12 protein-coding genes and 1 riboswitch are annotated in these 13,438 nt (G+C 41.7%); of the genes, 1 reads left to right on the top strand and 11 read right to left on the bottom strand.

Annotated elements, in window-relative coordinates; all coding sequences use genetic code 11:
• Positions 1 to 184: 184 nt before the first annotated feature.
• The 4 genes from tuf to rpsL form a co-directional block, all read right to left on the bottom strand.
• Positions 185 to 1,378 (bottom strand): elongation factor Tu, encoded by a 1,194-nt coding sequence (tuf, locus tag NQ560_RS00740; protein WP_005331928.1) that lies wholly within the window; start codon positions 1,376 to 1,378, stop codon positions 185 to 187.
• A gap of 129 nt (positions 1,379 to 1,507) precedes the next feature.
• Positions 1,508 to 3,625: an elongation factor G gene (gene fusA / locus NQ560_RS00735; RefSeq protein ID WP_005331926.1), complete on the bottom strand. Its 2,118-nt coding sequence runs from the start codon at positions 3,623 to 3,625 to the stop codon at positions 1,508 to 1,510.
• Between the two features lie 17 nt (positions 3,626 to 3,642).
• On the bottom strand, positions 3,643 to 4,113 hold the full coding sequence (gene rpsG / locus NQ560_RS00730; protein ID WP_207635665.1) for a 30S ribosomal protein S7: 471 nt from the start codon (positions 4,111 to 4,113) through the stop codon (positions 3,643 to 3,645).
• 257 nt (positions 4,114 to 4,370) lie between these two features.
• Positions 4,371 to 4,790: a 30S ribosomal protein S12 gene (gene rpsL / locus NQ560_RS00725; protein WP_005331923.1), complete on the bottom strand. Its 420-nt coding sequence runs from the start codon at positions 4,788 to 4,790 to the stop codon at positions 4,371 to 4,373.
• A 273-nt stretch (positions 4,791 to 5,063) separates the two neighbouring features.
• Between rpsL and NQ560_RS00720 the strand changes: the two genes are divergently transcribed.
• Complete coding sequence (locus NQ560_RS00720) at positions 5,064 to 5,825, top strand: sulfite exporter TauE/SafE family protein (RefSeq protein ID WP_005331922.1); 762 nt, start codon at positions 5,064 to 5,066, stop codon at positions 5,823 to 5,825.
• 85 nt (positions 5,826 to 5,910) lie between these two features.
• Here the strand turns inward: NQ560_RS00720 and NQ560_RS00715 are convergent, their stop codons facing one another.
• From NQ560_RS00715 to NQ560_RS00685, 7 genes are all read right to left on the bottom strand, one after another.
• Complete coding sequence (locus NQ560_RS00715) at positions 5,911 to 6,600, bottom strand: response regulator transcription factor (protein WP_005331920.1); 690 nt, start codon at positions 6,598 to 6,600, stop codon at positions 5,911 to 5,913.
• The gene (locus NQ560_RS00710) at positions 6,593 to 8,089 is read right to left on the bottom strand and encodes a HAMP domain-containing sensor histidine kinase (RefSeq protein ID WP_005331919.1); all 1,497 of its coding nucleotides are present in this window, start codon (positions 8,087 to 8,089) and stop codon (positions 6,593 to 6,595) included. Before NQ560_RS00710 ends, NQ560_RS00715 begins: the two co-directional genes overlap by 8 nt.
• Positions 8,090 to 8,220: 131 nt before the next feature.
• The gene (gene metK / locus NQ560_RS00705) at positions 8,221 to 9,408 is read right to left on the bottom strand and encodes a methionine adenosyltransferase (protein WP_040015373.1); all 1,188 of its coding nucleotides are present in this window, start codon (positions 9,406 to 9,408) and stop codon (positions 8,221 to 8,223) included.
• 135 nt (positions 9,409 to 9,543) lie between these two features.
• Positions 9,544 to 9,642: riboswitch (SAM riboswitch) on the bottom strand.
• Between the two features lie 86 nt (positions 9,643 to 9,728).
• Positions 9,729 to 11,021: a UDP-N-acetylglucosamine 1-carboxyvinyltransferase gene (locus NQ560_RS00700; RefSeq protein WP_005331917.1), complete on the bottom strand. Its 1,293-nt coding sequence runs from the start codon at positions 11,019 to 11,021 to the stop codon at positions 9,729 to 9,731.
• Positions 11,022 to 11,293: 272 nt separating this feature from the next.
• Complete coding sequence (locus tag NQ560_RS00695) at positions 11,294 to 11,788, bottom strand: shikimate kinase (RefSeq protein WP_005331916.1); 495 nt, start codon at positions 11,786 to 11,788, stop codon at positions 11,294 to 11,296.
• Between the two features lie 102 nt (positions 11,789 to 11,890).
• The gene (locus NQ560_RS00690; RefSeq protein WP_005331915.1) at positions 11,891 to 12,301 is read right to left on the bottom strand and encodes a C-GCAxxG-C-C family protein; all 411 of its coding nucleotides are present in this window, start codon (positions 12,299 to 12,301) and stop codon (positions 11,891 to 11,893) included.
• Positions 12,302 to 12,365: 64 nt separating this feature from the next.
• Positions 12,366 to 13,382: a LacI family DNA-binding transcriptional regulator gene (locus NQ560_RS00685; protein ID WP_005331914.1), complete on the bottom strand. Its 1,017-nt coding sequence runs from the start codon at positions 13,380 to 13,382 to the stop codon at positions 12,366 to 12,368.
• Between the last annotated feature and the right edge of the window lie 56 nt (positions 13,383 to 13,438).

Below are 13,438 nucleotides of genomic sequence, written 5' to 3'. Positions count from 1 at the left end.
GGGGTTTTGAGTTAATATTCTGATAACAAATCTCTTGTATATGCGCCAATCTCACGACTTCGTCGTTCGTTCGCGGGCATTCGTAAAATGCCCACTTCCAAGGCGAAAAAAAGAGACTTGCAAGCAAGCTTGCAGTCTCTTTTTTTCGCCTTGATTGGCGCTTTATTCATTGCTTTCGCGTATATTACTCGATGATTGTAGCAACACGTCCTGATCCTACAGTACGTCCACCCTCACGGATAGCGAAACGAAGTCCCTGCTCCATAGCAACTGGGTGAATCAGTTCGATTGTCATCTCTACGTTATCTCCAGGCATGCACATCTCTGTTCCCTCTGGAAGCTCGCAAACACCTGTTACGTCTGTTGTTCTGAAGTAGAACTGTGGACGATAGTTGTTGAAGAATGGAGTATGACGTCCACCCTCGTCTTTTGTCAGTACATAAACCTGAGCTGTGAATTTCTTGTGGCATGTAACTGAACCTGGTTTACAAAGAACCTGTCCTCTTTCGATTTCTGTTCTCTGGATACCACGAAGAAGAGCACCGATGTTGTCACCAGCCTGAGCTTCATCAAGAAGTTTACGGAACATTTCAACACCTGTTACAACTGTCTTCTTAGTATCTTCGTGAATACCAACGATTTCTACTTCGTCAGATACATGAAGAACACCACGCTCTACTCTACCTGTAGCAACTGTACCACGTCCTGTGATAGAGAATACATCCTCTACTGGCATAAGGAATGGCTTATCTGTATCACGCTCTGGATCTGGGATATAAGAATCTACAGCATCCATGAGTTCCATGATCTTGTCTCCCCACTCTGAGCTAGGATCTTCAAGAGCTTTAAGAGCAGATCCCTGGATGATCGGTGTGTCATCTCCTGGGAACTCATACTCGTCTAACAGCTCACGGATTTCCATCTCAACGAGCTCAAGAAGCTCTGGATCGTCAACCATGTCACATTTGTTCATGAATACAACGATGTAAGGAACACCTACCTGACGAGAAAGCAGGATGTGCTCTCTTGTCTGAGCCATAACACCATCAGTAGCAGCTACAACAAGGATAGCTCCATCCATCTGAGCAGCTCCTGTGATCATGTTCTTTACGTAGTCAGCATGTCCTGGGCAGTCAACGTGTGCATAGTGACGTTTCTCTGTCTGGTACTCAACGTGAGCTGTAGAAATTGTGATACCACGTTCTCTCTCTTCTGGAGCTTTATCGATATCTTCAAAGTTCTCTGCTGTGTTTCCTGGTACTCTTGCTGCAAGTGTCTTTGTGATAGCAGCTGTAAGAGTTGTTTTACCATGGTCAACGTGACCGATAGTACCGATATTACAATGCGGTTTTGTTCTTTCAAATTTAGCCTTTGCCATTTTGAATATCCTCCTTAAATATATGCTTTTAAAGCATTTTCTAAAAATATTTTACGATTACTCGGCTAGTTTTGATTATATTTCAAATCATACAGTTTTTCAAGCCTTTTTACGCCTTTTTACAAGGAATTAAGCATTTTTGTTGGATAATACCTTCTCCTGTACAGACTTTGGTACCTGCTCGTATTTCTCGAAGAACATTGAGTAGTTACCACGTCCCTGTGTTCTGGAACGAAGATCTGTAGAGTATCCGAACATCTCTGCAAGTGGTACATAACCATGTACGATCTTACCACCGCCAAGATCATCCATACCCTCGATACGTCCACGACGTGAGTTGATATCTCCAATAACATCTCCCATGTACTCTTCTGGCATTGTTACCTCAACCTTCATGATAGGCTCAAGAAGTACCGGGTCAGCTTTCTTCATAGCGTCCTTGAATGCGAGGGATCCTGCGATATGGAAAGCCATCTCACTGGAATCGACCTCATGGTAAGATCCGTCGTATACGTTAGCGTGGATACCAACAACCGGGAATCCTCCAAGGAGACCTGACTGCATAGCTTCCTCAATACCTTCTCCGATCTTCGGAATGTACTCTTTCGGAATAGCTCCACCAACTACAGTAGACTCGAATTTGAATGTCTCCTCACCGTTAACATCCATTGGCTCAAATTTAACTTTACAGTGTCCGTACTGTCCACGTCCACCAGACTGTTTAGCATATTTGCTATCTACATCAACAGCCTTAGTAAATGCTTCTTTGTATGCAACCTGTGGTGCACCAACGTTAGCTTCTACTTTAAACTCACGAAGAAGACGGTCAACGATAATCTCCAGGTGAAGCTCACCCATTCCGGCGATGATTGTCTGTCCAGTTTCCTGATCAGTGTGTGCACGGAATGTAGGATCCTCTTCTGCAAGTTTTGCAAGGGACTCACCAAGTTTACCCTGGGAAGCCTTTGTCTTAGGCTCGATAGCAAGCTCGATAACTGGCTCTGGGAATTCCATAGACTCCAGAATTACTGGGTGCTGCTCATCACAGATTGTATCACCTGTTGTAGTGAATTTGAATCCGATAGCTGCAGCGATATCTCCGGAATAAACCTTATCCAGCTCTTCACGCTTGTTGGCATGCATCTGAAGGATACGTCCAACACGCTCTTTTTTATTCTTTGTAGCATTCAGTACATAAGAACCGGAGTTCATTGTACCAGAGTAAACTCTGAAGTATGCCAGTTTACCAACGAATGGGTCTGTCATAATCTTGAATGCAAGTGCTGAGAATGGCTCCTCGTCTGAAGAATGTCTTACAACATTGTTTCCATCCTCATCCACACCTTCGATTGGTGGGATATCTGTTGGTGCAGGCATGTACTCGATAACTGCATCAAGCATCTTCTGAACACCTTTATTTCTGTATGCTGATCCACATGTTACAGGTACTGCTGTACACTCACATGTTGCTTTTCTCAGAGCTGCCTTTAACTGATCAACTGAAGGAATCTCGTCCTCAAGATACATCATCATAAGCTCGTCGTCTAACTCACAGATTTTCTCAACCATCTCTGTGTGATAAAGCTCAGCATCATCTTTCATATCTTCCGGAATATCAGTGATTGTGATGTCATTTCCCTTATCATCGTTGTAGATGTAAGCTTTCATTTCCATCAAATCAATGATTCCCTTGAAATCATCTTCTTTACCGATTGGCAGCTGAAGAACGATTGCATTTTTACCAAGTCTTGTTCTGATCTGATCTACAGCATTGTAGAAATCAGCACCAAGGATATCCATCTTGTTGATGAATGCCATTCTTGGAACGTTGTATGTGTCAGCCTGACGCCATACGTTCTCTGACTGCGGCTCTACACCACCCTTAGCACAAAATACACCTACCGCTCCGTCCAGTACACGAAGTGAACGCTCTACCTCAACAGTAAAGTCAACGTGTCCCGGAGTATCAATGATATTGATACGATGCTCAAGAGCACCCGGCTTCGGCTTACAGTTCTCTTCCAATGTCCAGTGACATGTTGTAGCTGCAGAAGTAATTGTGATACCTCTTTCCTGCTCCTGCTCCATCCAGTCCATAGTAGCAGTACCTTCATGAGTATCACCAATCTTATAGTTTACACCGGTATAGTAAAGAATACGCTCTGTCAGTGTAGTCTTACCAGCATCAATATGAGCCATGATACCGATGTTTCTGGTTCTCTCTAATGGATATTGTCTCTCAGCCATTATTGCCTCCTAAAATATTAGAAACGATAGTGAGCAAATGCTTTGTTTGCCTCAGCCATCTTGTGCATGTCTTCTTTCTTCTTTACAGATGCACCAGTGTTGTTTGCTGCATCAAGAATCTCATTTGCCAGTCTTTCTTCCATTGTCTTCTCGCCTCTCTGACGGGAATATGTTGTAAGCCAGCGAAGCGCTAAAGTCTGTCTTCTGTCTGCTCTTACCTCGATTGGCACCTGATAGTTTGCTCCTCCGATACGTCTTGCCTTTACCTCAAGTACTGGCATGATGTTGTTCATAGCCTCTTCGAATACTTCGATTGCTGGCTTCTCGGATTTGTCTGCGATTCTTTCGAATGCTCCATATACAATCTTCTGTGCAACACCCTTCTTACCGTCTAACATGATGTTATTGATAAGCTTTGTTACCACTTTACTATTGTACATTGGATCTGCTAATACGTCTCTTTTCTGAGTATGTCCTTTACGTGGCACGGTCCTTCCCTCCTTAAACATTTTGATTAATTCATAGGTACTCACATGTGTCGTTCTGATGATACAGTGTAGTGCAAAGACATAACTCAACATCTATATGTCTCGCAACTTACTCAATCATAGTTCTGTTTGTGAATATAAATTCATATGGCAGTTCTTCTTACTAAGCTCGTGAACTACCTCGCTAAGTTCCGAAGAACAATCTTCGTACTAAATTCACATTTCCCTTGCGGTCATGCTCATTAAGTGCTCAGGATTTATTTAGCGTCTTTTGGTCTCTTAGCGCCGTATTTAGAACGAGCCTGTCTTCTCTTAGCAACACCTGCTGTATCAAGTGTTCCTCTGATGATGTGGTATCTTGTTCCTGGAAGGTCTTTTACTCTTCCTCCACGAATAAGTACAACACTATGCTCCTGAAGGTTATGTCCTTCTCCTGGGATATAGCTTGTTACTTCGATACCGTTAGAAAGACGAACTCTGGCGATCTTTCTAAGAGCTGAGTTAGGCTTCTTAGGTGTAGCTGTCTTAACAGCTGTACATACGCCTCTCTTCTGTGGAGCAGACTCATTAGTTGCTCTTTTCTTAAGAGAATTGTACCCTTTCTGAAGTGCAGGAGCTGTAGACTTCTTTACAGATGTCTGACGTCCTTTTTTTACTAACTGGTTAAATGTTGGCATTCTCTTTCACCTCCTATGATAGTAATAAGTTGCCTCGTTTACACGAAATATGCGCACTAAAAACTAATGCCTTTTTATGCACGCTAGATTATAGTATTATGAAACCGCTTAATTGTCAAGGGGTTTTGCAAGATTTTTACAGAGTTTTTCTACGGATTTACATAACGTTTTTCATGGATTTTCCCCTTGTCATTTAAATTATCTTTCTCTATAATAAAAAAGATTTCTTTTTTGGAATCAAAGTATTTTACAAAAGACAGGAGAACACTTGATATGAATATCACACTTCATACATTTTTAGTCGTATGCCCGCTTGTTTTTCTCGCCGGGCTCGTCGACGCCATCGGTGGTGGCGGCGGTCTGATTTCACTTCCAGCTTTTTTAATTGCCGGGCTTCCGCCTCATGCAGCAATTGCCACGAATAAAATATCCAGTCCATTCGGAACTGCACTTGCCACTTACCGTTTTGCGAAAGCAAAACTCATTAATTTAAAGCTGGCAGCGCCTGCGGTAGTCGCTGCGATCTGCGGTTCTTTCATCGGTGCACAGATCTCCCTTCGCGTCCCGGAACACATTCTTTCCTATGTATTAATGGTAATCCTTCCGGTATCTGCATTTCTCGTATTAAACAAGAAATTATTTAACGATGAAGGGAGTGAAGAGATCACTCTGAATCGAAGAACTTACTTAACTGCAACGATAGCTGCATTTATCGTTGGATGTTACGACGGATTCTATGGACCGGGAACCGGAACATTTTTAATTATCGCGTTCACAGTATTTGCTCATCTGAACATCCAGACCGCAAATGCACAGGCAAAAGTCATCAACTTGACTACGAACCTGACCGCACTTGCAATCTTTCTTTACAATGGACAAGGCGTTTTAAGTCTCGGACTTGCATCTGCAGCCTGCAATATGCTTGGCGGATACATCGGTGCCGGACTTGTGATGAAAAACGGTTCTAAAATTGCCAGACCAAGTATTGTATTCGTATTATTCCTGCTTGCACTAAAAGCACTTGGGATTTATTAATTCAGCACAATCACCAAAAGGGGCAGCCTTAATCAGCGATGGGGACGTAGTACTTTATTAAAGTGCTACGTCCCCAATTTAATTTTTATACTTTAAATCTGTATCCCACGCCCCAGATTGTCTCAATGTACTGTGGGTTTGATGTGTCTACTTCTACTTTTTCTCGGATCTTTTTGATATGAACAGTCACAGTCGCAATATCTCCGATAGATTCCATATCCCAGATTTCCCGGAACAGTTCTTCTTTTGTATATACGTGATTCGGGTGGCTTGCAAGGAATGTGAGTAAATCAAATTCTTTTGTTGTAAATGTCTTCTCTACATCGTTGACCCATACGCGTCTTGCAGTTGTGTCGATACGGAGTCCGCGGATCTCAATAATTTTATTCTTTTCCACTGCGCTTCCTGTCAGGCGGTCATATCTTGCGAGGTGTGCTTTTACTCTTGCTACCAGCTCGCTCGGACTGAATGGTTTTGTCATATAATCGTCTGCACCGAGTCCCAGCCCACGGATTTTATCAATATCGTCTTTCTTTGCGGATACCATGATGATTGGTGTATTTTTTTCTTCTCGGATTTTCTTACAGATTTCAAATCCGTCCACACCCGGAAGCATGAGATCCAGTATGAACAAGCTGTATTCATCTTTCAGGGCTTTTTCAAGTCCTGTCTCTCCGTCATTTGCAACTTCCACCTCAAATCCGCTCAGTTCCAGATAATCTTTTTCCAGATCTGCAATTGTCTCTTCATCTTCTACGATTAATATTTTACTCATTTACTGGTACCTCCTGATACTTTCTAAGCACAAAATACATGGTTGTCCCGGTATGTTCCCGGCTCGTTGCCCAGATTTTTCCACCGTGTTCTTCTATAATCTTCTTTACAATAGAAAGACCAATACCGCTTCCTCCTTTTGAGGAATTTCTTGATGCGTCCGTCCGATAAAATCTCTCGAACACATTTGGCAGATCTTTTGACGCAATTCCTTTTCCGTTATCTTCGATTTCGATCTGAACAAAATCCCCTACATCTTTGACGCGCAAATTAATCTTTGGCTTGTCTTTATCCATATATTTTACAGAGTTATTCACAATGTTATGCACCACTCTCTTAATTTGTTCTGGGTCTGCAATAACCTTGACCTTAGGTTCTACATAATTAAAATAACCAAATTCCACATTTTTTGCCTCTAAATCCAAAGACAAATCCTCTGAACAATCATTAAAATAATCATTCACAGATAAAATTGTGAAATTGTACGGAATACGGTTCGTGTCAATTTTTGAATAAAGAGTCAGCTCGTTGATCAGTACGTCCATCTCACTCGCTTTATTGTAAATGGTCCGTACATATTTTGCCACTTTGTCCGGAGTATCTGCCACACCGTCCATGATTCCTTCTGCATAACCTTTGATGGTCGTCACAGGTGTCTTTAGATCATGGGAAATGTTACTGATCAATTCTTTATTTTCTTTGTCAAATTTCAGTTTCTCTTCTGCCGTATTCTTCAGACGTTTTCGCATGTCTTCCAGATCCCCACAGAGCTGTCCGAGCTCGTCATCTGTCTCAACCGGCAGTTCAAAGTCAAGATTTCCTTCTTTTATACTTTTTGTTGCCTCCCGCATCTTTCCGACCGGTCCCATGACACTTCTGTAAATCCAGATGATCAGCACACATGCGGTAAATACAAGTACCAGGAAAATGCATACGATAATCTCCACGAACAGATTTTTCACTTCCGGAATCAGGCTTCCTACATTTGTCACAATAAATGCACTGCCTTCACTTCCATCCGAATACTGAAAATCAATCTGTTTTAGAAGGACTTGTGCTTTTCCTCCAAGATACATGCCATTTTCTGATGTCGTCTCGGCCGCTCCATACTCCGGGAGCTGGCTGATGACTTTCTCAGCTTTAGAAGCCTCCGTACCAATATAGGCAATCGTATCATTCTTTCTCACAAGAAGATAAGATTTTTTATCTTGCAGTTCACCATTCAGACTTTCCAGTTGTGCTGCATCTTCCATTTCTTCCGGATTTTCCCGTATCAATGCCTCCAGCTCACGATATGGCTGTTCTGTCAGCCGTGTAAGAACGGTTACAGAACTAGCCAGACTCTCGACTGTCGTATTCTTGATCCCATAATTTTTCTCAATAGAACTAAGTTGATATTTTCCAACCATACACACAAGCGCCGAAGATAATACAAGTGGAATTAATATAATTGTAAAAAACGCTACTACCAGCCTGGTCTTAAATTTCATAAAATAAATCTCCTTTTAAGTTCAGGTCTCACTCAAAATGCACTTTTGCATCTAAAATCAAGTATAGCATGAAAAAGGACGCTTCACACGAAAGCGTCCATAAACATTTCTAAAAATTTTATAAATCAATCTTACAGATAACTTTTCAGTAACTCTGCTTTGTCTGTCTTCTCCCATGGAAGATCTACATCTGTACGTCCAAAGTGACCGTAAGCTGCTGTCTGTTTATAAATCGGTCTTCTTAAGTTCAACATCTGGATAATTCCAGCCGGACGAAGATCGAAATTCTCACGGATGATTTCAACAAGCTTCTCATCTGAAAGCTTACCTGTTCCAAATGTATCTACCATGATAGATGTCGGGTGTGCAACACCGATCGCGTAAGATAACTGGATTTCACATTTCTTAGCAATTCCGGCTGCCACGATATTCTTAGCAACATAACGTGCTGCGTAAGCTGCAGATCTGTCTACCTTTGTACAATCCTTTCCGGAAAATGCTCCACCACCGTGACGAGCCATTCCACCGTAAGTATCTACAATAATCTTTCTTCCAGTCAGTCCGCTGTCACCGTGTGGTCCACCGATTACAAAGCGACCTGTCGGGTTGATGAAAAATTTTGTATTCTCATCTACCATTCCTTCCGGAATGATCGGGTCAAAAACATATTTCTTAATATCTTCGTGAATCTGCTCCTGTGTCACATCCGGATCGTGCTGTGTAGAAAGTACAACTGCATCCAGACGCTTCGGCGTACCATTCTCATCATATTCTACAGTAACCTGAGTTTTTCCGTCTGGTCTTAAATATTTTAATGTACCGTCTTTTCTGACTTCTGTCAGTTTTCTTGCAAGCTTGTGTGCCAGTGAAATCGGATATGGCATCAGTTCCGGCGTCTCATCGGAAGCATATCCGAACATCATTCCCTGATCTCCTGCTCCGATTGCTGCAATCTCTTCTTCAGACATTTTATTCTCTTTTGCTTCCAGAGCTTTGTCAACTCCAAGCGCGATATCTGCAGACTGCTCATCGATTGCTGTAATCACACCACATGTATCTGCATCAAATCCATATTTTCCACGAGTATAACCAATCTCGCGGACTGTATCCCTTACAATCTTCTGAATATCCACATAAGCATTTGTCGTGATTTCTCCCATGACCATAACAAGACCTGTTGTTGTGCATGTCTCGCAGGCAACACGGCTCATTGGATCCTGCTCCATAAGGGCGTCCAGGATTGCATCTGAAATCTGGTCGCACATCTTATCCGGATGTCCTTCAGTTACTGATTCTGATGTAAATAAATGTCTTTCCATTCTCTTCTCCTTTTCATGTTCTTCACTCTTATTCTGAGATTCGCTAAAACCCTGAAAATGCACATAGCATGGCGGGTTCATTGCACAAAGAAACAGCCCACACTAAGTGGACTGTTTATATTTCATAAGCCAATCCTCTTATTGTTCGATTACTCGCTCAGGTCGGCACCTTCCCGAACCGGGGGTTGCCGCAGCTTCACAGGTCCTTTGTACCTCCACTGCTCTGAATAAGAGAAAAATATTATTATTATCTTGTAACATGTATGACTTTATCGCAATACATAAGAAATGTCAATATACATATCTTACTTTCTGTTGTATTAGCTGACTTTCAGCTTGAACTTCTGAATCTCACGCTCTGTAGACACACGTTCAATGATTCCGCCGATTCCACGGATTTTCTCCTCGAAACGCTCATATCCTCTCTGGATATACACAATGTCGTCAACAATCGTGATTCCGTCAGTTGCAAGACCTGCAATGCAAAGTGCTGCTCCTGCTCTAAGATCCGGTGCGCTTACCCTTGCTCCTGAAAGCTTCTCAACACCTTCAATCGTTGCAGAATTTCCTTCTACTTTGACATTGGCACCCATTCTTGCGAGCTCGTCAAGATATTTAAAACGATTCTCGAAGATACTCTCTGTCACAATACTTGTCCCTTTGCATAAAGCCAGTGTAACGCCCATCTGCGGCTGCATATCTGTCGGGAATCCCGGATATGGTAATGTCTTCACATGTGTGCTTCTTAAGTCTCCCTTTGACACTACACGAACTGCATCGTCAAATTCCTCTACTTCGCAGCCAATTTCAAGAAGCTTTGCAATTGTTGCTTCCAGATGTTTTGGGATTACATTCAACACTGTCACATCACCTTTTGTAGCTGCTGCTGCAAACATAAATGTTCCGGCTTCAATCTGATCTGGGATTACAGAATAATCTGTTCCGTGAAGTTTTTGAACACCACGGATCTTGATCACATCTGTTCCGGCACCACGGATATTTGCTCCCATGCTGTTGAGGAAGTTTGCAACGTCAACAACGTGAGGTTCTTTTGCAACATTCTCCATAATGGTAAGTCCCTCTGCCATTGTAGCTGCCATCATAACATTAATGGTTGCTCCAACACTGACTACATCAAAGTAAATGTGCTTTCCGACCAGGCGGTCCGCTTCAGCAAGAATCTTACCATATTCAATCTCTACATCTGCTCCAAGTGCACGGAATCCTTTCAGATGCTGATCGATCGGTCTGCTTCCGATATTACATCCTCCAGGCAGTGCAACTTCTGCATGCTTATACTTTCCAAGCATAGCTCCTAACAGATAATAAGATGCACGAATCTTTTTAATATAATCATATTCAATATTGAAATCATGAATTGCTTTCGCATTGATCTTAACAGTGTGGCGGTCTGTACGCTGTACCATTGCTCCAATACCTGCAATCGCATCCAGAAGTACATTAATATCATTAACATCTGGAAGGTTCTCAATACGGACTGTCTCATCTGTCATAATTGCTGCAGCAAGAATCGCAAGTGCCGCATTCTTCGCTCCACCAATCTCCACCTCGCCTACAAGCGGGTGACCTCCCTTAATAATATATTGCTCCATAGATAACACCTCTATATATTCTACCAATATTCTCTAAAATATTATGCATCTTTCCTTCTCTCAAGCTCCTTATCCCTGAGCGAGACAAAAATGCATGGTCGAGGGACAGTATATTATATAAACTCCCCGTATGTCAAGTCATATTTTTATGGCATGACAATAACACGCCCTCTTATGGGTACCACAACAGTATAGCACAAAACACTTGCCACGTAAAATATTTTTTACATTTACGTAATGTTTTTGTAACATTTGAACTTCCGTCGCATGGATTAGTTCAGACTCGCCAACACTTTCTCAATCGTTTCTTCCAGTTCCAAACCATCTTCGCACACTGTCACATCTGCATATTTTTCAAACAATTTTACACGTTCTTCATATAAATCCTTCAATGTCTGTCCGTCACGCAGTACGACTCCACGGCTCTTTGCATTTCTAAGTCTCTTATTTATTGTTTCAAATGATACCTGCAAATATACGACTTTTCCGATTTCTTTGTAATGTTTCATTGCATTTTCACAATATACAACGCTTCCGCCCGGTGCGATTACTGTTTTTTCCGCCTCGATTTCAGCATTGATCCTATCCTCTACTTCCAGGAAACCGTCCGGTCCAGCCTCTGCTATGATCTCTCTAAGAAGCTTTCCTTCCTTTTCCTGGATGACCAGATCTGTATCTACAAAATTATAACCCAGGCGCTTTGCAACAATAACACCCACGGTGCTTTTTCCAACCGCTGGCATACCTATTAAAATGATGTTATCCATGATGTTTTTATCCTTCTATTTTTGCTTTTCTTCCTTTTATAATAAATGTGCTTTCATCTTTTCCTTTTATTATATGCAGCCTCTAATGGACAGGTGACTTTTCTACTCGCCAAATACAACCTCTTCCAATATGCGGGCTGCATCTTTCACACAATCCGGACAGGCTTTTGCCGGCGTTCCTGTCTCGACTCCCTTTAATTCCTTACAGATTACGCTGCCACTCTCCTCTTTGAATCTGCGCACAATTTCTTTGGACATTTTATAAGTTGCCCCTTTACTTCCCGGACCACCCATTTCCACAGTACTATTCTTGGCACCGGCAATTACACAGGCTGCTGTGACAGCTCCACATGTTCCTTCCATGCCGCCCATTCCTAGGCCAAGCCCTTCTGTCAAACGAAACATCGTTTCTTCATCAATTCCAACCAAATCACAATATGCACACGCTACTGCCTGTGCACAGTTGTATCCACTCTTATGTTTTTCTGCAACTTTGTCTACTCTTGTTTCCATTTTTCAATTCCTTTCTATTATCTTGCGCGCCTTAGTTGCGGCTTCAATATATCCTCATATTTCATTATCCCTGAACCCGGGCACATGTTTCTCCATATATAAATTTACTTTTTACAATTCTGCGACGTGGATCATCTTGATAATTAATGATTTCCTCAAATAACGCTTTCGCAATTCCCGGTACATCTTGTTCCACTGTCGTTAACTGTACATAAAAATAATCATCCATAACATGATCAAAGCCGCATACTGATAATTGCTCCGGAATTTTAATATTCATTTTTTGCGCAGCATTTACCACACCAAGTGCTAGTATATCACAGGCACAAAAAATTGCTGTTGGCGGTTCCTCCAATGACAGAAAATACCTCAGTGCATTTCGTCCCATTTCAGCACACATATACCCTCTCTCTCCATATACATATTGCTGTTCAAAGGTAACGCCTCGCGCTTTTAGTTCATCCCTATATCCCCGATATCGACACTGCACAGATTCAAAATCTCCCATTGCCCCAACAAACGCAATCTTTTCATGACCTAAATTGCACAGATAATTCACAACTTTTCTAGCACTTTCATAATTATCTGAGGCAACATAAACCGACTTTTCATCTCGTCCTCGATCAAAAAATACCACTGGTACATCTGCATTCTTAAATATTTCCCATGAATACCCTTCAGTCAGAATAATTCCTGCACATCTTTTTGCTATGCAATATTCTAAATAAGCTTTTTCTTTATTCTGATCATCTTCCGTGTCACAAATCAATAACATATAATTATTTTCAAAACACAATTCATTAATTTCCAGCACCAGTTTTGTATAAAACGGATTATTAATATCTTGTATAAAGACCGCTATAATATTAGACTCGTTTGCAAAAATAGATTTAATCGTATCGTTCGGTATATAATGATTATCTTCTATTATCTTTGTGACTTTTTCTATTGTCTTTGCCGAACATTTTTCTGGATGATTCATAACTCTGGAAACTGTTGCAGTTGATACTCCAGCCATCTTTGCAATTTCCCGAATCCCCAGATATTTTTTCCCCTGGCTCTTTTTATTTTTTTCTTCCATTAATATATTCTATCCCCCCAACTATTTTAAGGGGCCTCTCTTCGGGCGTCCGTTCT

This window comes from Dorea formicigenerans (assembly GCF_025150245.1).
Taxonomy (GTDB): Bacteria; Bacillota; Clostridia; order Lachnospirales; family Lachnospiraceae; genus Dorea; species Dorea formicigenerans.
The sequence above is the reverse complement of the archived record's forward strand: the minus strand, read 5'-3'. Positions and strand labels throughout refer to the sequence as shown.

Coding starts and splice junctions, on each gene's coding strand:
- tuf (WP_005331928.1), bottom strand. CDS start 1,378: ATGGCAAAGGCTAAATTTGAAAGAACAAAACCGCATTGTAATATCGGT.
- fusA (WP_005331926.1), bottom strand. CDS start 3,625: ATGGCTGAGAGACAATATCCATTAGAGAGAACCAGAAACATCGGTATC.
- rpsL (WP_005331923.1), bottom strand. CDS start 4,790: ATGCCAACATTTAACCAGTTAGTAAAAAAAGGACGTCAGACATCTGTA.
- NQ560_RS00720 (WP_005331922.1), top strand. CDS start 5,064: ATGAATATCACACTTCATACATTTTTAGTCGTATGCCCGCTTGTTTTT.
- NQ560_RS00715 (WP_005331920.1), bottom strand. CDS start 6,600: ATGAGTAAAATATTAATCGTAGAAGATGAAGAGACAATTGCAGATCTG.
- NQ560_RS00710 (WP_005331919.1), bottom strand. CDS start 8,089: ATGAAATTTAAGACCAGGCTGGTAGTAGCGTTTTTTACAATTATATTA.
- metK (WP_040015373.1), bottom strand. CDS start 9,408: ATGGAAAGACATTTATTTACATCAGAATCAGTAACTGAAGGACATCCG.
- NQ560_RS00700 (WP_005331917.1), bottom strand. CDS start 11,021: ATGGAGCAATATATTATTAAGGGAGGTCACCCGCTTGTAGGCGAGGTG.
- NQ560_RS00695 (WP_005331916.1), bottom strand. CDS start 11,788: ATGGATAACATCATTTTAATAGGTATGCCAGCGGTTGGAAAAAGCACC.
- NQ560_RS00690 (WP_005331915.1), bottom strand. CDS start 12,301: ATGGAAACAAGAGTAGACAAAGTTGCAGAAAAACATAAGAGTGGATAC.
- NQ560_RS00685 (WP_005331914.1), bottom strand. CDS start 13,382: ATGGAAGAAAAAAATAAAAAGAGCCAGGGGAAAAAATATCTGGGGATT.